Source organism: Stenotrophomonas sp. GD03930 (assembly GCF_029839665.1).
Taxonomy (GTDB): domain Bacteria; phylum Pseudomonadota; class Gammaproteobacteria; order Xanthomonadales; family Xanthomonadaceae; genus Stenotrophomonas; species Stenotrophomonas forensis.
Window position 1 is genome coordinate 756,968 of the sequence record NZ_JAOCAV010000002.1, and the last position, 22,974, is coordinate 779,941.

At 67.6% G+C, this 22,974-nt stretch carries 27 protein-coding genes; 20 read left to right on the forward strand and 7 right to left on the reverse strand.

The genetic code is table 11. The features are described 5' to 3' along the window. Positions 1-32 precede the first annotated feature (32 nt). Positions 33-1,511, reverse strand: a complete 1,479-nt coding sequence (locus tag N5C18_RS14105) for a hypothetical protein (protein ID WP_279944832.1) — start codon at positions 1,509-1,511, stop codon at positions 33-35. Positions 1,512-1,536: 25 nt separating this feature from the next. Beyond that, a complete protein-coding gene (locus N5C18_RS14110; RefSeq protein WP_279935195.1) occupies positions 1,537-3,111 on the reverse strand; it encodes an alpha/beta fold hydrolase in 1,575 nt (524 codons plus the stop codon). A gap of 490 nt (positions 3,112-3,601) precedes the next feature. Here N5C18_RS14110 and N5C18_RS14115 point away from each other — a divergent pair, with 490 nt between their 5' ends. Further along, entirely contained in the window at positions 3,602-4,342 is a 741-nt protein-coding gene (locus tag N5C18_RS14115) for a DNA/RNA non-specific endonuclease (protein ID WP_279944833.1), read from the forward strand. Positions 4,343-4,448: 106 nt separating this feature from the next. Beyond that, positions 4,449-5,144, forward strand: a complete 696-nt coding sequence (locus N5C18_RS14120; protein WP_053508532.1) for an HAD family phosphatase — start codon at positions 4,449-4,451, stop codon at positions 5,142-5,144. A 7-nt stretch (positions 5,145-5,151) separates the two neighbouring features. Here the strand turns inward: N5C18_RS14120 and N5C18_RS14125 are convergent, their stop codons facing one another. From N5C18_RS14125 to N5C18_RS14140, 4 genes are all read right to left on the reverse strand, one after another. Continuing rightward, the gene (locus tag N5C18_RS14125; protein ID WP_053508534.1) at positions 5,152-5,382 is read right to left on the reverse strand and encodes a hypothetical protein; all 231 of its coding nucleotides are present in this window, start codon (positions 5,380-5,382) and stop codon (positions 5,152-5,154) included. Beyond that, positions 5,379-5,804: a VOC family protein gene (locus tag N5C18_RS14130; RefSeq protein ID WP_053508536.1), complete on the reverse strand. Its 426-nt coding sequence runs from the start codon at positions 5,802-5,804 to the stop codon at positions 5,379-5,381. The genes N5C18_RS14125 and N5C18_RS14130 overlap by 4 nt, the downstream gene beginning before the upstream one ends. Before the next feature lie 10 nt (positions 5,805-5,814). Beyond that, a complete protein-coding gene (locus N5C18_RS14135; RefSeq protein ID WP_053508538.1) occupies positions 5,815-6,276 on the reverse strand; it encodes a helix-turn-helix transcriptional regulator in 462 nt (153 codons plus the stop codon). 68 nt (positions 6,277-6,344) lie between these two features. Continuing rightward, positions 6,345-7,700, reverse strand: coding sequence for a sigma-54 dependent transcriptional regulator (locus N5C18_RS14140; protein WP_164241236.1), 1,356 nt, complete (start codon positions 7,698-7,700; stop codon positions 6,345-6,347). Positions 7,701-8,095: 395 nt separating this feature from the next. Between N5C18_RS14140 and N5C18_RS14145 the strand changes: the two genes are divergently transcribed. The 17 genes from N5C18_RS14145 (at position 8,096) to N5C18_RS14225 (ending at position 20,649) form a co-directional block, all read left to right on the forward strand. Further along, the gene (locus N5C18_RS14145) at positions 8,096-8,626 is read left to right on the forward strand and encodes a hypothetical protein (protein WP_053449819.1); all 531 of its coding nucleotides are present in this window, start codon (positions 8,096-8,098) and stop codon (positions 8,624-8,626) included. Next, on the forward strand, positions 8,623-9,240 hold the full coding sequence (locus N5C18_RS14150) for a hypothetical protein (RefSeq protein WP_164241235.1): 618 nt from the start codon (positions 8,623-8,625) through the stop codon (positions 9,238-9,240). Before N5C18_RS14145 ends, N5C18_RS14150 begins: the two co-directional genes overlap by 4 nt. A gap of 42 nt (positions 9,241-9,282) precedes the next feature. After that, a complete protein-coding gene (locus N5C18_RS14155) occupies positions 9,283-10,599 on the forward strand; it encodes an adhesin (RefSeq protein ID WP_279944834.1) in 1,317 nt (438 codons plus the stop codon). 98 nt (positions 10,600-10,697) lie between these two features. Beyond that, on the forward strand, positions 10,698-11,402 hold the full coding sequence (locus N5C18_RS14160) for a C39 family peptidase (protein ID WP_279944835.1): 705 nt from the start codon (positions 10,698-10,700) through the stop codon (positions 11,400-11,402). A gap of 13 nt (positions 11,403-11,415) precedes the next feature. Beyond that, a complete protein-coding gene (locus tag N5C18_RS14165) occupies positions 11,416-12,165 on the forward strand; it encodes a hypothetical protein (RefSeq protein WP_279944836.1) in 750 nt (249 codons plus the stop codon). Positions 12,166-12,211: 46 nt separating this feature from the next. Continuing rightward, on the forward strand, positions 12,212-13,537 hold the full coding sequence (locus N5C18_RS14170) for a transporter (protein ID WP_279944837.1): 1,326 nt from the start codon (positions 12,212-12,214) through the stop codon (positions 13,535-13,537). 84 nt (positions 13,538-13,621) lie between these two features. Beyond that, positions 13,622-15,241 carry a hypothetical protein gene (locus N5C18_RS14175; RefSeq protein ID WP_279944838.1) on the forward strand — a complete coding sequence of 540 codons (1,620 nt, stop codon included), beginning with the start codon at positions 13,622-13,624 and terminating at the stop codon, positions 15,239-15,241. A 76-nt stretch (positions 15,242-15,317) separates the two neighbouring features. Then, entirely contained in the window at positions 15,318-16,370 is a 1,053-nt protein-coding gene (locus tag N5C18_RS14180) for an NUDIX domain-containing protein (protein WP_279944839.1), read from the forward strand. Between the two features lie 220 nt (positions 16,371-16,590). Beyond that, a complete protein-coding gene (locus N5C18_RS14185; protein WP_005416648.1) occupies positions 16,591-16,881 on the forward strand; it encodes a RebB family R body protein in 291 nt (96 codons plus the stop codon). A gap of 43 nt (positions 16,882-16,924) precedes the next feature. Beyond that, positions 16,925-17,194: a RebB family R body protein gene (locus tag N5C18_RS14190; protein WP_005416649.1), complete on the forward strand. Its 270-nt coding sequence runs from the start codon at positions 16,925-16,927 to the stop codon at positions 17,192-17,194. A gap of 26 nt (positions 17,195-17,220) precedes the next feature. Next, positions 17,221-17,487 (forward strand): RebB family R body protein, encoded by a 267-nt coding sequence (locus tag N5C18_RS14195; protein ID WP_006446865.1) that lies wholly within the window; start codon positions 17,221-17,223, stop codon positions 17,485-17,487. 60 nt (positions 17,488-17,547) lie between these two features. Further along, the gene (locus N5C18_RS14200) at positions 17,548-17,820 is read left to right on the forward strand and encodes a RebB family R body protein (RefSeq protein ID WP_005416651.1); all 273 of its coding nucleotides are present in this window, start codon (positions 17,548-17,550) and stop codon (positions 17,818-17,820) included. A 69-nt stretch (positions 17,821-17,889) separates the two neighbouring features. Then, positions 17,890-18,126 carry a RebB family R body protein gene (locus N5C18_RS14205; RefSeq protein WP_279944841.1) on the forward strand — a complete coding sequence of 79 codons (237 nt, stop codon included), beginning with the start codon at positions 17,890-17,892 and terminating at the stop codon, positions 18,124-18,126. Further along, the gene (locus N5C18_RS14210) at positions 18,123-18,707 is read left to right on the forward strand and encodes a RebB family R body protein (RefSeq protein ID WP_053511974.1); all 585 of its coding nucleotides are present in this window, start codon (positions 18,123-18,125) and stop codon (positions 18,705-18,707) included. The genes N5C18_RS14205 and N5C18_RS14210 overlap by 4 nt, the downstream gene beginning before the upstream one ends. Positions 18,708-18,755: 48 nt before the next feature. Continuing rightward, positions 18,756-19,103: a hypothetical protein gene (locus N5C18_RS14215; RefSeq protein ID WP_006479484.1), complete on the forward strand. Its 348-nt coding sequence runs from the start codon at positions 18,756-18,758 to the stop codon at positions 19,101-19,103. Between the two features lie 20 nt (positions 19,104-19,123). Then, positions 19,124-20,203, forward strand: coding sequence for a hypothetical protein (locus N5C18_RS14220; RefSeq protein WP_164242886.1), 1,080 nt, complete (start codon positions 19,124-19,126; stop codon positions 20,201-20,203). Then, the gene (locus N5C18_RS14225; protein WP_279944842.1) at positions 20,200-20,649 is read left to right on the forward strand and encodes a hypothetical protein; all 450 of its coding nucleotides are present in this window, start codon (positions 20,200-20,202) and stop codon (positions 20,647-20,649) included. Before N5C18_RS14220 ends, N5C18_RS14225 begins: the two co-directional genes overlap by 4 nt. Positions 20,650-20,705: 56 nt before the next feature. Here N5C18_RS14225 and N5C18_RS14230 read toward each other — a convergent pair whose 3' ends face one another. Continuing rightward, the gene (locus tag N5C18_RS14230) at positions 20,706-22,202 is read right to left on the reverse strand and encodes a helix-turn-helix domain-containing protein (protein ID WP_279944844.1); all 1,497 of its coding nucleotides are present in this window, start codon (positions 22,200-22,202) and stop codon (positions 20,706-20,708) included. 188 nt (positions 22,203-22,390) lie between these two features. On the opposite strand from N5C18_RS14230, the gene N5C18_RS14235 reads away from it, so the two are divergent. Continuing rightward, entirely contained in the window at positions 22,391-22,933 is a 543-nt protein-coding gene (locus N5C18_RS14235; protein WP_279944845.1) for a CD225/dispanin family protein, read from the forward strand. Positions 22,934-22,974: the final 41 nt, after the last annotated feature.

The following is a 22,974-nucleotide window of genomic DNA, read 5'->3' on the forward strand; positions in this document are numbered from 1 at the left end:
CGCGCTGTACCCGCAAGGCCGTCCGTCATCCGTCAATGAGTGAAACCGTCGCGCGCGGCCGCATCGCCCAGTATCCATGCCTCAAGTGAAGCGGTATCGCGCATGTCACCTTCATAGCGGCGATCCGGTGCGTGAGGCTCGTTCGAACCGCGCACCCGCCCACGGAACACCTTCATCGGTACCGAGATCCGGGCCAGCCCGCTGGGCAGCATGTCCGGCCTCACATCCATGTACAGGCTGTCGGCCGAGGTCTCGACACCCACCTGCACCGCACCCAGGCGCTTCCACAGATCCAGCGCATCCAGGCAGGCGGAACCACAGGCGGCATCGGCCACGATCACCACCCTGCCCGCGCGCACGGGTACGACGGGCGCGGACGCCGGCGCCGCACTCGCCTTGGGCTCCGGCGGCTCACGCCACAGGGCTTCCCCCCGCTCGCGTGCCTGTGCCATTCCCTGCGTCACGGTTTCCAGCATGCGCAGCAGCTCCGGCGATGCATCGGGCGCCTGTTCCAGCTTCTGCAGGAAGCCGCGCAGCTGCGCGATGTTGGCATCCGACGTCCGCCATTCCACCCAGCTGTGGTCCGGCAACGCATCCACGGCAGCACGCCCCCATATCAATCGCGCCAGTTCGATGCTCCACTGCGACGCGCCACCGGTGTTGCCGCGAACATCCAGCACCACCAGCGGCGCCTGTTGCAGCGGTTCGGGCAGCCGCGCAAGCGCCTCAAGCAGCGCTGTCAGTTCCTTGAAATTCTGCGCAGCCGGATCGGCATTGAAGCTGCTGGTGGTGATCCAGTAGCCGCCCCCGGGCAGGGCGTGCCAACCGTTGGCCGGCCGGAAACTGCGGCGGGCGTCGGCCAGCCGCTGCGTGCGCTGCGCTGGATCGAGCGGCGCCCATTGCAGCGCATACGCCGTCTCACGCCCATCGGCGCGGAACACGCAGCGGCGCGGCGTGGGCAGGAAGGGGTTACCCTGCTCCAGCAGTACTTCGCCACCACCCTGGATGCGGCTGGACTGCAGGTTCCAGCGCCCACTGAAGTCGCCCACCCGGCGCGCGGCCAGCATCGCCGCATCGACGCCGTCACAGGACAACAGCTGTGCACCCAACGGCGGATGGCCTGGGCCATCGTCCACGCTCATCACCACCTGCACGTCGCCGTCGAAGCCGGTCAAGAAGCCCGGCCACCGCGTCGGCAGCTCCGGCGCAGCGGCACGCGCATTGAGGCTGACATGGCCATCATTGAACGAGGCCGCGTAACCCTTCATGGCCCACCAGTAGCCGGCGAAGCTGTCGACTGTGTCCGCACGTGACCGCGCAGCGGCCAGCGCGTCCCGCAACTGGATCACGAATCCCGGGTTCTGCCGGTCAACCGAGCCGGGATGACTGCCGCGCATCGCCGCGTCGGCAGCCTCCAGGTCGGTCAACAGCATGCCCCGCCAATCCGTCGCTGCGCCTGCCACGCCTGGCGCAACAAGCCCCGCTGCCAGCAGCAGCCACGCGATGGTCATGGGTCCATCCCTGTCCAGGCCAGTTTCAATGCAGCGGCACCTTCAGTACCGAGGGCATGCCGGCCGGCGAGCTGAAGGTCACCGTCCCACCCAGCTGGCTGATGCCGGCGTAGCGCAGGTCCACGGTGTCGACCACCAGGGTCAGACGGCTGCCTGCAGGCAGGTTCCAGCTGCTCGCTTCCAGGCGCAGGTCGAGTGTCTTCGGTTGCCCTGGCGTGGCGCCACGCAGCGTGTACGGCTTGTGGCTGATCAGCTGGCCGTTGCCCAGCACATCCTCGGCGTACAGGTAGGCATACAGCGTGGTGTTGGCACGGCTGGGGGTGACGGTCAGGCGCACTTCCGGCGCGCCATCCAGGCGTCGCGCGCTCCACTGCACCGGCCCCTGCCAGACCCCGGCAGCACTCCGCCCGACAAACGGCACGTAGGCACCCGGCGGCAGGTTGATCATCTGCAGCGCGCCGGAGGCCATCGCCACGCCGGAATTGGCCGCGGTCAGCAGGCCGCTGCCGATGCGGTAGTTCCAGCCGGTCGTGCCGCCCTTCTCGGCCAGGCCACCGGTCGGCAGCAGCAGGCCTGAGGGTGCGGTCAGCCCGTAGCTGACGGCACCGTCGATGGTCGCCTTCCAGTCCGGATAGCGGCTCCAGCTGCCCTTCTGTGACTTCAGCTGCACTGCCGGTTGGCGATCGATGCCATTGGCCACCGCCTTCAGGTAGTGATCGAACCAGTCGCCCACCTGGTCGTAGACCTCGTTGGGAATGCCCAGTGCCCCGAACGCTTCGTTGAGCGCATGGTCGCCGTGGCGCAGCTGCAGCTGCTTGGGCCCCTTCAGCCGGTTGAAGAAGTCCACCAGCTGGCCCGGTGGGAACAGGCTGTCGTTGAACGCATTGGCCAGGAACACCGCCGGCTGGTTGGCGTTGATCTCGTCGATGCTGGCCGCAGGACTGCGCTGGGCCGCCACCGGCAGCAGCGAGTCCACTGCGCCCTGGTAATTGCCAACCAGCACATTGCGGTTGATGGTGGCCAGCTCCGTGCCGGGCCGCCCGGTCGCCAATCCGGCCGCCACCAGCAGGGCGATCCCCTGCGCGCTGGGGGTGTCGTTGCTGTACAGCGAGGCCTGCAGATCGGCCCAGCCGCTGAGCGCGGCCACCGCCTTGATGCGCGGATCGCGTGCCGCCGCCAGCAGGCTGGTGCCGGCGCCGTAGGAGATGCCCGAAACGCCGATGCGGGCCGGATCGGCGCGGGTGTTGTCCAGCGCCCAGTCGATCAGCGCGCTGACATCCTCGACCGTGGCCGGCCCGGCGATGTCGATGCTGCCGCCGGATTCCCAGAAGCCACGCGAGCTGTAGCTGATGACCACATAGCCACGCCGTGCCAGCGCCTGCGCCACGCCCACGTACTCGACGCTGGGCACGGCCCAGCTGCTGGGCATCACCAGCAGCGGATACCGGCCGCTACCCGCATCCTGGGGTTCGATGACAAAGGCCCCGAGAGGCGTTCCATCCCAGCTGGGAATGGTCCGGTGGGTGGTCTTGACCGTAGCGGCCCAGGCGCTGGGGGCCAACCCGGTCAGCAGGAGCAACAGCAGCAGAACCTTGCGCATCGTCGTCTCTCCCCGTCGGTGGTGGTGCAACGGCTCGGACCGTACCAGTGCGAATGGTGGCTGGCACCTTGCGTCGCAGCATGACGTTTGCTGCTTCGCCTGCCGCTCGGAGCACTGATCGCGCCGGGTCCCAAGCACGGATCGACGTCATGAGGCGGCACCTCTTCTGCCTTGCGGCACGGGCGCCATCTGCCCCACATACCGTGATGGCAGGCAACGCGACGCCCTAGCACGCCCGCGTTTCAGCTACGTCCTCCTCCATCTGACGCATCGCCAGTGCTTGCGCGCTGTCACAGCTTCGTCGTTTCGTCATTGACCGAAAGACGCCAGCTTGTGACGCTTACGACACCGCACGGCCTCCGCGGCCCTGTCATCGCGGTCACGTCTCACCGCAGTCCGCAGCACCCCTCTCCGCAACCGATTCCCCGACCTCGCACCGGCCTGGTCGTGGCGGACGGCTGCGCCCTGAATCTTCTGCTGGAGCACCGCAATGCGCCTTGCAAGCTTCTTCCTCGCGTTCGTCCTCAGCGCCTTCGCCGGCGCCGCCCAGGCCCAGGTCGTCACCCTCAACAAGGGCGGCTTCGTGCTGACCTACGACTGCAGCATCCACAGTGCCACCCGCTACGAATACACGCTCACCGCCGATACCGGCTCGGCCGCGCGTCCGTCCAGCTTCTACAAGGACCCGGACCTGCCGGCCGGCTGCCTCGGCCAGACCAGCACCGCCTCGTATGCCAGCATCCGGTCCGGCTATGACCGCGGCCACCTGGTGACCTCCAACCACATGGATTACGACGCGACCTACATCCGCCGCGCCAACTACATGACCAACATCGTGCCGCAGGTGTCCAGCTTCAACCAGGGCATCTGGGTAAAGGCCGAGAACGTGGCCGAGTGCTACCGCGACATCGCGCCGGTTGATGTCTACGGCGGTGTGGTCTACGGCGACGCCTCCAACGACTACTTCCTGTCCAGCCACGGCATCCCGACGCCGGAATTCTTCTGGAAGACGATCATCACCCGCGACCCGAACACCGGCACCGCCAAGGCGATCAGCTGGATCATCCCCAATGAAGCCAACCTGGGCAGCCTGGACAGCTACCTGGTCACCATCGCCGACCTGGAAGATCTGCTGGGTGCCAGCTACGTGGCCATCAATGCGCCGGCCTCGCTGAAGAACATGCTGCCGGCCACCACCTGGCCGCAGCCGGCGGGCTGCGACCTGAGCTGATCGGCCCGCCGCGTCGACGCACCCTGTGATCGTCGGGTGCCTCGTCCTCGCCGCTATGGGAAAATGGCGGATACCCGCGCCCAACCGCCTGCCCCAGGAGCTGTAGATGTCCCGTTTTCCCTTCGATGCCGTGCTGTTCGACTGTGACGGCGTGCTGGTCGATTCCGAGCCGCTGGTGGCCCGCGTGCTCTCCGAAATGCTGACCGAGCGTGGCTGGCCGCTGACCCCGGCACAGGCGGGTGAAGTCTTCCTCGGCCAGTCGGTGGCCCATCTGGCCGGCCTGATCGAGGAACGCACCGGCAAGCCGTTCACCGAGGAATGGCTGGAGGAATTCCGCCTGCAGCGCAACATCGCGCTGGAGCGTGACCTGCAGGCCATCCAGGGTGCGCCGGAGGCGGTGCGCGCGATCGCGGCTGCTACCGGCGGCCGGATCGCCTGTGCCTCCGGTGCCGACCTGCACAAGGTGCAGCTGCAGCTGGGCAAGGTCGGCATCCTCGATGCCTTCGGTGACCACGTCTACAGCGGCCAGGACATGCCGAACACCAAGCCGCACCCGGATGTCTACCTGGCGGCCGCCGCTGCACTGGGCGTGGACCCGAAGCGTTGCGCGGTGATTGAAGACACCGTGACCGGCGCCACCGCGGGTGTGGCAGCGGGCGCCACCGTGTTCGGCTTCAGCGAAGGTGGTCCGCACCACAGCACGCCGGAGGCGCTGCGCGCGGCCGGTGCCCAGGTCATCTTCCAGCGCATGGAAGACCTGCCGGCCCTGCTTGCCGGCTACGCGGTCGACGCGGTCGCCTGATCCACGCTCAGCCCGCAGCGCCCAGCGCGGCGCTGCGGTGCTTTGCTGCGTAATGCAGCGCGAACAGGTACAGGCCGGTGAACAGTTGCAGGAACAACGGGGGCAGCGGTGAGTAGGTGATCCACGCCGCAGGCTCACCCTGCCCCATCGCGCGCGCCACGAAGTTGGCGATCACCGCCAGGGTGAACACGATCGAGGTCCAGCGGTGCACCGGCCGCGCCCAACCACCGCGACTCATTGACGACGCCTCGCTTCGGAGCGGGCTTCAATCATCTTCCAGCCATTCCCGGACGGATCACGGAATCCGGCGTCGATGGCGCCGAAGCGCTCGACCGGCGCCTGGGTGAACTCCACGCCCTTTGCCTGCCATTGCGCATAGCGTGCCTGGCAGTCGTCCACCGCCAGCACCAGCGGCGGCATCGCCCCCTTGGCTACCAGCTGCTGCAGCGCCTTCGCCGTAGCGGCGTCATGGGTCGGCGGACCCGGAACGAACAGGCCAAGCTGGAGACCGTCCTGGTTGGGGCTGCGTACCGTCAACCAGCGGTAGCTGCCATTGCGCACGTCGGTGTGCACCTCGAAACCGAGCGTGCCGACGTAGAACTCGAGTGCTTCATCCTGGTCGCGTACGTACAGGCCGACCGTGTTCACGGTATTCGTCATGGGACCTCCCTCAGGTGCGGTCCACGTTAGCAACGGCCTGGCGGCGGCGCTTCTCCAAAACTGCCATGTTGAGGTCTGGCCGCTGCGCCGCACGGGCATGGCACTCGGGTACGACCCCCGCCACGGCGTGCCCAGCGCGCTCGCGGTCACGCACATTGCCCGGGCTGTCGCCGGTGATGTCGCGGAAGATCCGGCCGAAGGTCCCCAGGCTGGTCCAGCCCGTCTGCGCCGCGATCTCGGTGATCGCCAGCTCGGTGTCGCGCAGCAGCGCCACCGCCCGTTCGATGCGTCGGCTGAGCAGGTAACGGTGCGGTGGCAGGCCGAAGGCCTGCTTGAACGAGCGCGCGAAGTGGGCGGGGGAAACCGCGCTGACCTCGGCCAGGCGGGCAACCGGCCAGTCTTCATGGCTGGCCCGGTCCATCCGGTCCTTGGCACGCAGCAGGCGGCGCAGCAGTTCGGGGCTCTGGTTCATTCGCGCAGGGCAAGGGCGGCGGTCGTTGGCCGCAGACTGGGGGGGACGGGCGGCGGCGTCAACCCGGCTCAGCGCTGTGCCGGCAGCTCCAGCCGGTGCTTGCGGCAAAGCCGGTACACCGTCACCCGCGAGATCTGCATCTGCCGGGCGCACTCAGACACGTTGTAGCCGGTGTGGCGCAGCGTCTGCAGCAGTACATCGCGTTCGGCCTGGCCGCGTGCGTCGTGCAGCATCGCGCTGGGCAGCGCCTCTGCCGGCTCACCCAGTTCAAGGTCACGCTCGCTGATCAGTTCGCCCTCGGCCATGATCGCCGCCCGCTGCACGCGGTTGAGCAGTTCACGCACATTGCCGGGCCAGCCAAAGCGCCGCATCGCCTGGCTTGCTGTGGGCGAGAAGCCGCGTGCGCGCACCGTGTGGCGCCGCCGGAAGCAACGCAGGAAGTGCTCGGCCAGCAGCAGCACGTCGGCGCCGCGCTCGCGAAGCGGCGGCATCAGCAGGCGCAGCACGTTGAGCCGGTAATAGAGATCGCTGCGGAACCGCCCCTGCGCCACGGCCTGTTCCAGTTCCACGTGGGTCGCGGCCAGCACGCGGACATCGGCACGCAGCGACTGGCTGCTGCCGACACGCTCGAACGTCCCCTCCTGCAATACCCGGAGCAGGCTGGTCTGGGCCTCGGCGGGCAGATCGCCCACCTCATCCAGGAACACGGTGCCGCCCTGCGCGGATTCGAATACGCCAATCTGGCGCTTGTCGGCGCCGGTAAAGGAACCGCGCTCGTGACCGAACAGCTCCGACTGCACCAGGTTGGCCGGAATCGCACCGCAGTTCACTGCGATGAAGGGCTTGCCGGCACGCCCGGACAGCGCATGCAGCGCATGCGCGGCCAGCTCCTTGCCGGTGCCGGTTTCGCCTGTGACCAGCACCGGCAGCTCCACCGGTGCGAACTTGTGCAGCACCGTGCGCACCGCATGCAGCGCCGGGCTTTCGCCGATCAATGCGCGCGGCCCCTGCCCTGCGCAGGCCTCGTCGGTAGGTGGATCATCCGCCTCGAACTGGCTGCGCATCGCGCAGACCAGGTCCTGCAGGCCGAATGGCAGGGTGAACCGCGCAGGGCAGTGCTGCAGCACGGGCAACCATGCCGCCGGTGTGGCGCCTGCGCCTGGCGGCAGCACCGCCAGCCAGGGCAGATGCCGGTGCTGTTCGATCCATGGCGCGAGCAGCTGCAACGCCGTTGCGTCCAGGTGGCGAAGATCGAGCACGGCCAGCAATCGATCACGGCCACGCAGCCCGATCGCCATGCCAGGGTCGGGTTGAATGCTGCGCACATACCATCCTGCGGCCGCGAGCGCACTGCGCTCGTTCGGCAGCGGCTGGCCAAACCACAGCACACAGCGCGAGCTTGAAGCTTCCGGGACCGCCGCCATGCTTCCCCCAGCATCCGGACACCGTCGGCGGGCTGTCAGTCGATCGCCGGCGTGCCGCCCTCCGCCGGGACTTCCACGGCCACCTCGGCGGCCTTTGTTGGGCGGATCCTAGCGCCACGCTAAACGGCCGCGCAATGAGCAGCGCGTCAAGAAATCACCGGCTGAAGCGGCACCGTTGCAGTCCGCGACGGCACCTGTAACAACAATGCGACAGTCGGCCGTCCCCTTGCCCTGTGGCGCCTGCGGGTTGCGCAATCCCAACAATTTCCCGACGCCGCTGTAACAGCCGGGCAGCACCCCACCCCGCCGTACCGCCGGCATCGGCTGCTGCACCAGCCTTTGGCAGTTGGCACGGTTGATGCGTGGTTCCGCCGCACCCATCGCGGGAGATCGGCATGGACGGCACCACCCTGATTCGTGGCCTGGCTGCATCGCTGGCCCTTGCCCTGCTGGCCGTCGCCACAGGTGCAGGCGCGTCCGGCGCCCGCCAGGGGGTGAAGGCACAACCGGGCGAAATAGTCCTGTTGCGCGATGTCGCGGCCCGGCCGGCCTACCGCATGGCACCGCCGGGCATCGCGCTGATCGCCGATCCGAAGCCGCAGCGTGAGGTCGCCGCGGCGCTCGGAAGCGGTGACCCGGCCTCCGGAATGGATGAGCTCAGCGATGCCGACTACGCGGGAATGGGTGCAGGCCATATCACTCCCACGACCGCGCCGGGCGGCACCACCGTTGAACGCGTTACCCAGCAGGCCCTGGGCGGCACGCTGGGCCGCAACGGCGACGGCATGGTCGGCAGCAGTCTTGGCGGCACGATGAGTGGCCCGCTGGGCGCGGTCGGCAACAGCACCCGTGGCATCGCCGATACGGTGCGCGGCGCGCTGGGCCAGTTCCCGCTGCAGGGCACCGCCCCGGCAGGTGGCAAGTGAAGGCCCTGGCGTGGCCGCTGCTGGCGGTGATCGCCGCGCCGCTGTCCGCATCGGCCGACGACTACAGCGGCATGCTCGCTTATCTGGACCTGGCCCGCATCGAGGGCCGCGCACTGGCAGGTGCCAGCGGCGCCATCGCGGTGAACCAGGCGGCAGGCGATTTCAACCTGCAGGCCAATCTGCGCGGCATCGCCCGCGCTGAACGCGCCGATGTGGCCATCAGCGCGCAACAGCTGCAGAACGGCAACCGGGTGCTGTCCGCACCCCTGCATGCCGCCGCGCACATCGGCGGTGAGGCACTGGCAGGCGCCAGCGGCATTGCTTCGATCAACCAGGCCAGCGGCAGCGCCAACACGACGCTCAACGTCGTCAGCGCGACGCTGGCCCGACAGGGCATACGCGAAACCGACGACACGGCCCTGGCCGCCGAAGGTTCCGCGTTGGCAGGGGGGCGGGACGGCGTCGATCACGGCGCTGCGACGGGAACCCGCAGCGCCGGTGTAGCCAGCACCGCACTGCGGGGATTCGACGGGGTCCTGCAACTCAATCAGATCGCGGGCAGCGGCAACGACACGGCCAACGTACTCGGCCTGGTCGTGCAGGACCGCCCGTGACAACCACCCACCGATGCACCATCCGATGAGAGAGAGGGCACCATGAAAGCGACCGTCAACCGGACCATGCTCGCCATGGCGATTGCCACTGCCTCGACCGCCGCTGCGGCCAATGGCTGGGACAACCAGAACGCCAACGCGAACATCAACCACAACCACACCGTCAGCGAAACCCGCAACGACACCCACAATCACACCGACAACGACGTACGCAACCGCACCGTCAACGTCAATGTGCAGAAGCACAGCAACATCCAGGCCGACGAGCGCAAGGAAAAGAACAATCACGGCGTCGACGTGAACCTGGAAAAGGACCTGCGCCTGAGCACCGACGTCAATTTCTCCGGTGATCCGACCATCACCGGTGACATCGACCTCGATTCGGCGGCCATCGCGGTGATCGACAACCGCCAGTCGATCAGCAACAACGCCACCAGCAACAGCCTGGTCACCAACCGTGCCTCGATCGGCGACAGCGTAGGCGCAGGCGCGTCTGGCAATCTCGGCTTCAACGTGGTGTCCGGCGACAACAACGCGCAGGACAACGCCGCATCGCTGTCGGCGGCGGATGCGTCCTTCAGCTTCGGCATGGCCGACGCCGAAGTGTTCGTCAACCAGGCCGGGTTCGGCAACGTCACCCAGAACGCTGGCGTCACCAATGCGGCCACGCTTGGCGGCAATGCCTTCGGCGGTGCCTCGGGCAACATCGGCGTGAACATCGCGTCGGGCAACAACAACGAGCAGAAGAACGCGCTGGCCGCCTCGGTGGCGACCACGGCCGTTGCCCAATCCAGCATCAGCTCCAACCAGGTCTCCACCGGCAACACCGTCAGCAACGCCGGCTTCGTGCAGTCCTACACCGACACCGTACAGGTGGGCATGCGCGGCAGCGTCAGTGGCCTGACCCTGGGCTACGGCGCCGGCACCTATCGCGGCACCGGCAATGCCTACCAGATGGCCAATTACTACCTGGATACGTGGAACGGCGCACTGCCGCATCCGGGTGGCAACAGCACCGGCCACATCGACCTGGACAACGAGATCCAGAACGCCACGATGAACCCCAACCGGCCGGGGGTGGGCGGCCTGGGCTTCGACACGCGTGAGAGCGGCACCAGCCAGTTCGTCGAGCTGGGCGTGGCCGATCTGTACGCCAGCCTCAGCGGCACGGTCAGCACCACGCGCTGGGTGAACGTCGATGCCACCAACACCTCGGCGTTGTCGGGCAGTGCCTTCTCCGGCGCCTCCGGCAACATCGGCGTGAACGTGGCATCGGGTACCGGCAACCTGCAGGCCAACAGCCTCGCCCTGGCAGTCGCCCAGCCCAGCACCGGCGGTGGTGGTGGCAGCGGCGAGTAAGCGCAACACCCCGGCCATCCGCCAATGACCGGGTTCCGGGAGCCCCTGTTCCTCCTCCCCCTTGGAACAGGGGCTCCCCCCTGCTGCCGGAGAACGCGATGTTCTGCTGCCGACCTTCAACCTGGCTGCTGGCGTGCCTGTTGCTGCTGGGCATCAACCCTGCGTGGGCGGGCGAGGTGCGCTTCAGCGGGGTACTGCCCAATGGCGCCTTGCTGCAGCAGAAAGTGGAGAGCATGCAGGAGCGGCGCTACCGCCACGTGGTGCGCCAGCACACCGATTACAGCTGTGGCGCGGCGGCACTGGCCACCATCCTGCGCCATGCCTACCACCTGGACACCGACGAGACGACGGTGATCCAGGGAATGATGGGGGTTTCAGACCCGGCACTGGTGGCCGAGCGCGGCTTCTCGCTGCTGGACATCAAGCGCTATGTGGAATCACTGGGCATGCGCGGGCGCGGCTACCGCATCGACGAAGCGCGCCTGCGTACCCTGCGCGTGCCCGGGCTGGTGCTGATGGACGTGCGCGGTTTCCGCCATTTCGTGGTGCTCAAGCAGGTGCGCGAAGGCATCGTCGAAGTGGCCGATCCGATCCTCGGAAACCGCAGCCTGGCACTGCCGGACTTCCTCGCCGCGTGGCCGTCACGCGCCGTGTTCGTGGTTATCGGCAGTGATTTCGACCGCAACACGGTGCTGCTGCAACCCAGCGAACGGCCCAGTGCCCGCGCGCTCTACGCGCGGCAGGGGCCGATCACCGATGCCGAGCTGGTCGACTTCGGCTTCAGCCATGCCGACCTGTTCTGAAGGAGGCTTCGCCATGATCCGTCTTCCCCTGTTGATGACCCTGCTGCTGATGCTTCCCGCGCTGACGGTGCGGGCGGCGGACTCCGCGCCGGGTCGCGGCCTGAAGGAAATTCCCGACCCCGAACTGAACCTGATGCGCGGCCGCTACACGGTGGGCGGCAACAGCGTTGCCTGGTTCGGGGTGACGATGGTTTCGCAGTGGCAGGCCAGCAATGGCACGGCCCTGCAGGGCACGTTGACCCTGGGCATGGATTTCCGAGCCGGTGGTGCGCCGAAGCTCAGCTTCCAACCCAGCGTGCATGTCACCGCCGCCGACGCGCCGCTGCCTGTCACAGCGGGCCGCAGCGTCGACAGCAGCGGCCTTGCCAACGTCAGTGGGCTGGTGCAGAGCGTGCAGGTCGCCGGCGATGGCAACGCCGCGCGCAACACCACCACGCTGCTGGTGCGTGACGGCGACGTTCCCGCGATGCAGTCCGATGGCGCGCGCTCGGCCAGCGCGCAGCAGGCCGGGGTCAGCGCCAGCGCCGTGCTCGGTGGCAATCAGGCACGCCTGCAGCTGCAGGTGGATGGCCAGGGCCTGGTACAGCAATGGATACGCAATGGCAGCGTCGGCCAGGGCATTGCCCTGGCCGGTGACGGCCAGGCAGCCAGCAACCAGCTGCGGCTGGAGCTGGTACGCAACACCGCGGGCGGCAACCTGCCGTTGAGCCAGAACGTGGCCCAGGCGATTGCGTTGAACCGCGGCATGGGGCCGGGCCAGTAGTACGGCGCGGCATTGGGGGAGGCGTTCCACAACGCAGGACACGAACATGCATACCCTTCTGAGGATCACCCCGTTGGCGCTGGCGGCGCTGGCGGGCACCGCCCTCGCCGCGCCGCCGACGGCCGACGACAACGCCGACGTGCAAGCCCTGGCCAACCAGCTGGAGCAGCTGAAGAGCAACTACGCGCAGGAAGTCCGACGCCTGCGCGAGCTCGACATGCAGGTGCAGGCGATGCAGGCGCGATTGAGTGGGCGCACGGGGCCTGCCGGGCCGGCAACAGCGGCGGCAGCCGGCACGGGCATGGAAGTCGAGCATGGCTCGACTCTACAGGCAGCGCCGGGACAGACAGCGCCCGGCGGCGAAGGCTACGCGAGCACTGCGGCCGAAGCGCAGCAGGCCAGGCAGGAGTCGCGGCGCAGCGTGGATGATGTGAAGCAGCAGCAATCGGCCCTGTTCTCGCGCCGCTTCACCATCGAGAACAGCCTCACCTACGCCCGCTATGACCGCAAGCAGCTCACCCTCAACGGCTTCCTGGCACTGGATGCGATCTTCCTCGGCAACATCGCCATCGAGAACGTCGAATCCGATTCGCTCACCTACAACCTGGCCGCACGCTGGGGCGTCAGCCCGAACCTGACGCTCAACCTGGATATGCCGTACCTCGCACGGCGCACGGTGTACCAGAAAGGCGGTGCCGGGGGTGCGGCCGCCGCCATCGCCCAGGAACAGACCAATGGCAATGGCCTGGGCGATATTGGCCTGAGCGCGAACTACCGCCTGTTCGGTGAGCGCGGCTGGCGGCCTGAAACCGTGCTTACCGCCGGGGTGACCGCACCCACCGGGCGCGCGCCCTACGGCCTGGACTGGAAGGTGATCGAGCGCGACGACGATGACTACATCCGCTTCGCCGTGCCCAAAGAACAGCCCACTGGCAATGGCGTCTGGCAGGCCAATGTAGGCCTGTCGATGGTCAAGACCGCCGACCCGGCCATCCTGTTCGCCAATCTGGGCTACGTGCATTCGTTCCCGCGCGGCTTCAACGACATCGACAGCAATCCAGACACCGTCAATCCTGGCGATGTGAAGCTCGGCGGCTCGGTGTACTTCGGCGCCGGCGTGGCGTTCGCGTTCAACGAACGCACCAGCCTCAGCCTGTCCTTCAGCGACCGCATCAGCGCCCGCGCCTCGACCCGCTTCCAGGGCGGGCAGTGGATGAAGGTGATCGGCAGCGATGCCAATGCGGCGTCGCTGAACCTAGGCGTGACCTACGCGCTGAACCAGCACACCACCCTGGTGACCCTGCTCGGCATCGGCCTGACCCCGGATGCCCCGGACTTCACCCTGGCCTTCAAGATCCCGTACATGCTCTAGCCCCCGTGGCCCGGCGACGGCGTGGCTGTGGCCCGCCGTCGTCGATTCCGCCGCATCGGTGCCGATCCACGCAACGGCACCGCATTGCGCGTCGATTTCGCCGATTCCCGCAGTCTCCCCGTTTCTAGCATGCCCCTGAGCCGGCCATTCCCGGTCGCGCACTCATGCAGGGGCATTCGCATGGCAAACATCGCAGAAGACGGCCAGCTTGGCTGGATCGTCAGCAAGCGCCCGACCGTCCAGGGCATCGACATCGGCAAGGGCGGCGAGGCGCTGCCCGACAACACGTATGGCATCGAGATCGAGTTCTGCACGCACGACAGCGTGATCTTCGCGTTCACCCACGTGGTCGCAGCTTGCTTCGACATCGCTGGCACCGAGCCATGGAAGCTCGAATCCGATTCCGGCAACGTCTTCGAACTCGTCACGCCGCCGCTGCGCTTCGGCGCCATTGATCAAGCCTACGCCTTCAAGGAACAGCTTGTGGCGATGCTGCAGGCGTCCATCCAGAAAGCCGAGACGCAGGGCGTCAACGCCATCACGCTCGGCGACTGGGCGGGACAGTTCGCACCCAAGCTGGTCGAACTGCTCAACACCCACATCAACACGGGCCAGCTGAAGCTGGAGCTGGTGGCACTGAAGGCCATCGACTATGCCAGCTGGAAGGAGGTGGGCGAAGGGCTGAACGTCGGCAATGTGGACGATGGCATCAACATTCCCGCCGGGCTGCTGCGCCACAAGCTGCGCAAGCTCGACTGGGAAAGCTATACCCCGGGCATCATCCTCGCCCGCTGCAGCAAATTCTGGTCCGAAGGCTACGCCTCGCAGATGAACCTGCCGATGACGCTCAGCGGCTACTTCCTGTACATGATGTACAAGACCCACGACAAGCACTACTCGCAAGCGGTTCGTGCACAGCAGGAGCTGAGTGGCGAAAAGGCCGGGCAGAAGCTGACGGCCTGGTACTGGCGGCATGTCCTGCTGCAGGCGTGGTGCCGATACCAGCGTGCACTCGGCGTGGAACCGGAGGCGAGGAAGCTGTTCGCGCCCGAGGCGATTGGCCGCTCCGCCCTGCTCTACCTGGTGGTTGGAAAACTGCTGACCGGCGCCCTGGCCGAACTCGGGGAAGCGCCGCAGCTGGAGCTGCAGCAGAAGGCCTGGGATGCCGGGTCCACCCGCGCGATCGATGCCGACGAGCCGGAGGTGATCCTGGGTGACTGGGCCCCGTACCACAGTGCGCTGAAAGACCTCACCGGCATCTGGCTGAAGGCCTCGCTGATGGATGTGATGCGCACCCAGAACCTGCAGACCTATACCTGGGCCGTCACCGAGCTGCCGCGGGTGCTGGCCAGGACCGACGTGTGGGAGAACGCGCTTCTGAACTGGAAAGGGATGGAGCGGATCAAGGCGATGGGATCGACCATCGAATGGACCGACCTGGAAGAGTTCGCCGAGCCTGAGCGGCGACAGGTGCTCTACGACAAGGTGGTCGAGGTGGCCGGAAGCCTGGCCGAGCATCTGAAACACCTCTCCCCGGACAAGCCCGGGCCACCGGATCTCCCTGACGAGAAGGATCGGCCGTTCCTCGATCGGCGCAACACCCCGGCGTGGGAGGCCCGCTACGACACCCTCCTCCCGCCCACTGCACCGCGTGAGAACACGCGGAACGAATTCACCTACCTGATCGAGCATCGCAACCACTGACCCATCGCCCTGATCCGCGCTGCCGCCCTTCCATGCACTGCGGCAGGCACGACGCTGTTTCAACCGGAGAAACGAAATGACACAGGTCTACGCAACACTTCGCTCGGACGATCAGTACCTGATTGCACGCAAGCAGATCACCAATGCCTGGTGGAGCGGCTATGCCGCGCCCGTGCTGGTGGCCGAGGCGGCGTCCGCCCTGACCACGGTGGTGAACGTTGCCGCAGGCAGCGCCATCAATGCCGGCGCGGTCGCCGCCATCAACGCGTCGCTGGCCAATGCCGTGCTTGCAGCGACGTCTGCGTGGCCGGCGGGGGCTGCCGCCAATGGCGTCGCCACGCGGGATGCCATCAATCAAGCGGCCGTTGCGGTCAACAACGCCGGCCAGGTCCTGGCGCAGCTGCAGGCAGCATTGCCGACGGTACTGGCCGCCGTGGACCGGGCCGCCGCCATGGGGGCGGCCGATTGGGTCGCGGGTGGAGGGGCCGTGCCGGCCTGGGTCCAACTTCAAAATGTAGGCATCCCCGCATGGCCGGACCCGAACCTGCAGGCGACCGTCAACGCCGCACAGCGGCGCATTTCGGGCTGGGCCGGCTCGCAATCGCCGCGCCTGGTCAACCAGGCCGGGCAGTGGGCACTGCCCGGGGGACGCATGTCGGATGCGGAAACCGCCGAGCAGGCGGCCAGGCGGGAATTCCAGGAAGAAACCGGGGTCGAGCTGGACGCAGGTTATGTGATGGCCTACCACACGCTGTTCCAGACCGCGCCGGGAGGTGCCGATTTCTACCTGGTCTGCTTTGACCTGCCCGGCGGCCAGGACATCGCCGACCTGGTGACACGGATCAACGCGAACCTGATGGCCCAGACCGGCTGGCTCAATCGGCCGACCGCCGGATCGGTAGTCGACTGGGAACTGGATGCGGTCTGCACCGTGGCGCAGGACGAGCTGAGCAGCTCTCTGGGGACATTCCAGCCCGTCTCGATTCCCGACACGCTGCGGCCGGTGCCCGTGCCGATGCCCGCCGGAGGGCTAGCCCTTGCGGCGTGGGAGCGCAGGCAGCGACGCTTTGCCGAGTCCCAGTCCATCGACTGGTACCTGCGCATGGCCCGCTACATTGAGCAGCAGTAGGCGGCCGACGCGGATGCGGAGAAATCGATGATGCGGCGACGGCATCACCCGCATCACCGCAGCCGTCTTCACACCATTTCCCCCGCATTCTCCGTCGATTCCACCAATCCAGCAGCAGCGCTTGTTTCTACTCTGCATCCACGGTGAAGCACACGCAGTTACGCACCACGCACCGTGAAACTGGATACCACGCACTTCCACCTTTTCGCAGGAGCAGGACATGGCATTTCCAACCGCGGTAAACGACCAGATCACCGATTCGGTCACCCAGGCCAACACCAAGGTGCTGGGCGATGCGCCCGCCGTGGCGGTGGGCAATCTGTACCAGGCCACCGCACAGGCGCTGGCCAATGCGGCGCACAACGCGACCAACGCCCAGCAGCAGTCGTATGTGACCGCGCAGTCGGCCACCACCATGGGCGTGGCCACGCTGTACTCGATCGACACCGCCACCACGGCCGTGGCCAGCAAGGAAATCCTCAGCACCCGCGTCCGCGGCCTCGGTTCCTGATCCGTCGTTCCGTAGCTGATCCGCCAACCTCAAGGAGCTCGACATGGCATTCCCGACCGCTGTAAACGACCAGATCACCGATTCGGTCACCCAGGCCAACACCAAGGTGCTGGGCGACGCGCCCGCCGTCGCCATGGGCAACCTGTACCAGGCCACCGCGCAGGCCCTGGCCAACGCCGCCCACAACGCCACCAACGCCCAGCAGCAGTCCTACGTGACCGCGCAGGCGGCCACCACCATGGGCGTGGCCACGCTGTACTCGATCGATACCGCCACCACCGGTGTGGCCACCAAGCAGATCCTCGGCGCGTGATGCGCCGGCAGGCAAGGAGCTGAGCCATGGCATTTCCCACGGCCGTCAACGACCAGATCACCGATTCGGTCAGCCAGGCCAACCTGCAGGTGCTGGGCGTGGCCCCCGCCACGGCGATGGGCACGCTGTACCAGGCCACGGCACAGGCCCTGGCGAATGCAGCCCACAACGCGACGCTCGCCCAGCAGCAGATGTACGTCACGGCGCAGGCCGCGACCACGATGGGCGTTGCACTGCTCTACGCCGTCGATACCGGCGCCACCGGCGCCGCCACCCGGAAGATTCTCGGCTGATTCCACTAAGTGCCGGCAGTCTCCGTTCCTGTAGTGCTGTCCACCCAAGGAGTTTCCACCATGGCATTTCCCACCGCCGTCAACAGCCAGATCACCGATTCGGTTTCGCAGGTCAACACCAAGGTCCTTGGTGATGCGCCGGCCATCGCAATGGGTAATCTGTTCGTGGCCACCAGCCAGGCACTGTCCAACGCCGCGCACAACGCCACCAACAACCAGCAGCAGTCCTACGTGACCATGCAGGCCTCGACCACCCAGGGCGTGTCCACGCTGTATGCCATCGACACTGCCTCCAACGGCGTAGCCACCCGCGAAATCCTGGGTCTGCGCTGACGTGTCGGCCCGGCGTGACGCCCCCCTCAGCGCCCCCGCCCGGGTGGCGTCACGCCGGGCCCCTGTCTGATGGCCGCATCGCCTGCCACCGGCTACCTGCTGGACGCTGCCAGCGCCGGCTCGGGCCTGGCGATCGCCCTCGCCCCGTCGTTCGCGATGTCCGCCACTTGCCTGGCGATGGCCGACAGCCTTGGCCTGGCCATGCAGAACGCCGTGGCCAACCAGCAACGCGGCCAGGTCACCGCCGGCGCCAGCCTGGCCCAGGTCCTGGCCCTGATCATCCAGAAGGGAGCCGTTCCATCATGAGCAGTGAGAACACCGTCAACAGCCAGATCGTCGACAGCGTCAGTGCCGCCTCGACCCTGCTGGTGGCCCAGGGGCCGGCGCAGTCCTTCAGCATGCTCGACATGGTGATGCTGGAGACGCTGGGCACGGCCATGCACAACGCGGTTGCCCGCCAACAGGGCGCAGGCATGGTCAGCAACGCCGCGGTCACCGCCGCCTGCGCGAAGATGATCAATGCCCCCTGGCCGGTGCCACCGCCGCCGCCGCTTCCCCCGCCGCCGCCACCGCCGCAGGTCATCCCCCTGCCAGCGCCGGTGCCGGCGCCACCTTCGCCTGCGGCGGTGATCGCCGCGGCTACCGCAGAAGGAAAGACCGCCATCAGCGTCCTGCAGGCACAGACCCACGGTGCCACTGCCGACGCTGCGGCCGCCACCGCCAGCCTGCACACGCTCGAACAGCTTGCAGGCGACGGCGCGGCGCCCACGCCCGGCCCTGCGCCCGACTCCACGCCCGGTCCGGAACCGGCAGCGGGTCCCGCCCACGACCCCGCGCCAGACTCCCCCTCCACCGCGGCCGCCGGCAGCCCCGACGCCACGCCGTGACCGTGCTGCGGCTGCATTCCGGCCGCCCCCGCCCATCAAGGAGCCCGTATGGACCCGAGCAACGTCAACGCCCAGGTCATCGATGTGATCAACCAGGTGCAGACGGCCACCATGGCTACGACCGTGGTGAAGACCAGTGGCGCCGGCAAGGCCTACCAGTCGGTGGCCCAGTCCGCGGCGATTGCCGTGCAGGACGCCGCCGACGCGCTGCGCAACGTTTCCACCATCGCAACCACCGCCGCCGGCGTGGCCATGGCCCAGTACCTGGCGACGGGAGACGAAAAATATGCGAGGGTGCTCACGCAGGCGCAGACCATGATGCAGGGGGCCACCGACGACTTCACCCGCGTCGGCAGCGCCGCTGCGACCGTCCTCAAGGATTTTCCGGCCCAGTGAGGCCGCAAGGAGAGCCACGCATGAGCGTTTTCATCGACGGTCGCCCCGTTCCCCATCCCGGCCAGCTCAGTTCGCGAACCAAGCGCGTGCTGCCGTTCGTCGATGGCGGCCACTATTGGCTGCAGTGGGCCATCGATTCACACGAGCATCGATACGCCTTTGCAGACGAAGGCGCGATGCTCGAAGGCGTGCAGCAGGGCCTGCATGGTTCACGCATGGCCTGGCTTCCCAATGCCGGCCTGCAGGTGAGCCCGGTCAAGCTGCTCAGCCTTCACACCGACGAACTTGAAGCCTTGCGCCAGCTGGAATCGAGCCCGCCCAGCAACCTGCTGTCGAATGAAGTGCAGAGCGTGCTGGTCCGGCACGGCCTGCTGAGCAACAAGGAACTGGGCGCATACCGGCCCTTCCTCGCGGCCGTTGGCGCCGGCGACGCGCCGCTGCTGCTGCAGCTCGACTTCCGTGAATCGCTGGCGCTGTACCAGCTGGCCCTGGAGCAGGGCGGTCATAGCCCGCCCAGCGAGGCCCAGGCCGAAGCGGCCCGTTTCGCCTTGCAGCACGCACGCAGGCCGATCGAATTCGCCGACTATTTCCGCTTCTACCTGCGTGCTTCTCGGCCGGGAGGCAACAGCGACCTGCGCCTGGAACGCGCCACGCACGCATTGCAGACCCTGCTGCCGATGCTGTTCGGCTACCTGGATGGGCCCCAGCTTTCGCATCTTCCATCACCCGAGCAGGTGCGCGCCGCCATTGCCGAAACACTGGCGGCAAACCGCCACATCGGCTACGCCCGCATTTCGCTGGCCGCGCAGCAGGTCGCGATGTTCCTGGGCGATGGCGATGGGCTGCAGCTGGATGGCGAACGATGGCGCGAGGCCGCGCGTCGGCAACTGCGCAGCGCACAGGCGTTCCTCGACAACCATCCGGTCTCGCGCGGCCAGCTCGGCCAGGACGGTGCCAGCGTGCTGTTCGCCATCGATGGCTCCAAGGAACAGGCGCGCATCCAGGTGGAGGACAACGTCATCACCCTGCAGGACTACCGCCGAACGCGTCGTTTTGCCGAGGATGAGGCCGAGATCGGCTACCAGGCAGACGAAGTGTGAGCCCGCCCTCACCCGCCCCCGGGCCTGATGGCGTGCCGGCAGCCACCGCCGCGCTGGCGTCGGCCGCCGGCGTGGCCGTGGCTGCCGGCCGTCAGGCCGCGCGGCAGCAGGCACAGAAGATCCTGGCCGATGCCCAGGCGGCATTGCGCCACATCCTGGGGGAGCGCAACGACGGCTCCTCCTCCCCAGCCCCAGAAGGAGTTCCTGCGATGACCTTCCCGATCCCACCCTCTCCATTCCCCACGCCGGACCGTCCCGGCGGCAAAACCCCCATGCAGATTGCGCAGGAACTGGCCGACGCCGCGATGGCGGCAAGCGAGGAAGGCATCCGCCAGGCGATGATGGTCTCGCAGCAGGCCGTCGAAGCCGCCGCCGAAGCCGCCCGGCGCGCCGATGAGGCCGCCGAGGAAGCCGTACGCAGGGCCGCCGAAGCGAACGCCAGGTAGCGTCCGCTGCGGTGATGCGCACACCCCGGGCAGGCCTGAACCTGCGCCGGGGTTTTTCATTGTTCCGGTATGCGCCGGTAGCTGCGCGGGCTGACCCCGACCAGGCGCCGGAAGCTCTTCTCGAAGTGGCTGAGGTCGCCGAAGCCGACCTGCAATGCGACATCGGTGATGCGCAGGCGCTGCCCGCCCCGCAGCAGCTGCTTGGCGTGTTCGATGCGCTGCTGCTGCAGCAGCAGCTTGAAGGTGGTGCCCAGTTCGCTGCGGAACAGGAAGCCCAGGTGCGACTGGCTCACATGCGCCTGGCGCGCCAGATCGCCCAGCGTGACCGGCTCGGCGGCGTGATCCTTCAGGTAGGCAAGCGCACGCTTGAGGCCATCGTGCAGGCCGTCGTGCGACGGCGCAGGCGCCGTCGAAGCCGCGGCCTGCGCTGCGGCCCCGACCGCCTGCAGCGTCTCCCCCTCGGGCAACGGACGTTCCGCGTCCACCGCCGCTTCGCCCAGCATCAGGCCAGGCGCATGCCGCAGCAGGTCCTCACGACGGATGCTGCGCCCGCCGGTCATCACCGCCAGGCGCACCACCACCCGTTCCATCTCCAGCAGGTTGCCGGGCCAGTCATGGCTACGCAGCGCGTCCAGCACGTCCTCGCTGATGACCTGCGGGTTGAACCCATGCATCTGCAGCGAGCGCGCCACCAGTGCGTCGATGTCGTCGCTGCGCTCGCGCAACGGGGGAATGTCCACGGTGAGGAACTCCAGCCCGGCCAGCAGCGCCCGCGAGAACTGCCGCTCGCGCACACGCTGCTCAAGGTCGGCACTGGTGGAGGCGATCACCCGGATCGCGCGGGCCTGGCCGGGCTGGACCGTGGCGGTCTCCAGCTCGCGGATGCAATGCGAGAGCTGCGCCTGCAAGGGAACCGGAAGCTCATCCACCTCGTGGAAGTACAGGCTGCCGCCACGGGCGCGCGCGAACCAGTCCGCAGGCGCTTCCTGTGGGTGGGCGCAGTTGACCTCGACGAACGGCCCCCGCCGCCGCGGACCGCAGCTGTGCAGGGCCGCGGCCAGTTCCATCTTCTCGGTGCCGAATTCGCCGCGCAGCAGCACCGGCAACTGGCTGGCGGCAGCGCGCTCGACGAACTCCTCCATCCGCTTCAACGCGTCGCAGGCGCCGACCAGCAGCAACGGGCGGCTCAGTGCCTGTTCGGCCCAGGCTTGCGCTTCGTAGCGCTTGATCAGATGTGCGCATCGATGCGCGAACGCTTCGCCCAGCGCCAGCGCACTGCTGTCCAGTCCACCCGCCTCGCCTTCCAGCTGCAGCTCGCCGAGTACCTCGCCGCCGTAGCGGATCGGCAGGCGCTGGCTGGCCTGCGCCGAATGGCTGCGCGTGGCGAGCGAAGCGTCCTGGCCAAGGGCGGCGTCTGGTCCATGCAGATGGACACGGCCCCCACGCAGGGCATGGTGTTGCGAAAACTCCTTGATGAACGCGCCCAGCAGGTCGGGCAAGGACCGGTACGGTCGATAGGCGCGCTGCAACATCTGACTGACTTGCGTGTGCATTGAAACTCCCCTTGCGAATGGCGCCCCGGTGCTGCTGCACCGGGCGATCGCGCAATGCCTAGCGTCTGGCTTCATTGCGTGATGCTGCGATGCCTACGCCGCGCCTCGCGCCAGCCGCTGCACACGCAGATCAACGCGCACGCTGTCCGCCCCCATGCCCCCAGGGGGTTGCCGTCGGTGGGTCGACGATGCGGACGTCGGACGGATCCGGATTCCCCAACGCCTTCACGGCGCCGGCATTTCCGATTATCGAATGGGAGTTTCAAGAGAAACGTGATGATAATCACGTGAATATCCAGATCGCCGCGCCAAATCCACGGGTCGGCGGGCCCCTGCACCACCAGGAAATCGTGCTTTCCGCGGGCCGTGGCGCGGCGCCAGCGATATCTGGACAGCGTGCAGCACCGGACCCGTATCCCGGCGCCGCCAGCGGGCGGCATAATCCGCGCCCAACCAAGGAGATTCAACGTATGGAACACACTAGCCCGGCAGCCCCCAAAAACTATCTGATGTGGGCGATCCTGAGTATCTTCGGTGGCTTCTGGCCCTTCGGCATTGTCGCCACCGTCTACGCCAACCGCACGTCATCGCTGCTCGCCGCCGGCCAGATCGGCCCGGCCACGGTGGCATCGCGCAAGGCGCTGCGCTGGATGATCGCTTCATTCGTCACGCTGCCGCTGTGTGTCCTGCTGCTGGTGGGGTATGCACTGATCCTGCGCGCAGCTGGCTGAGCCACGCAGCGCCGGTCTGCGGCATGATGGGCGTCCTGTCC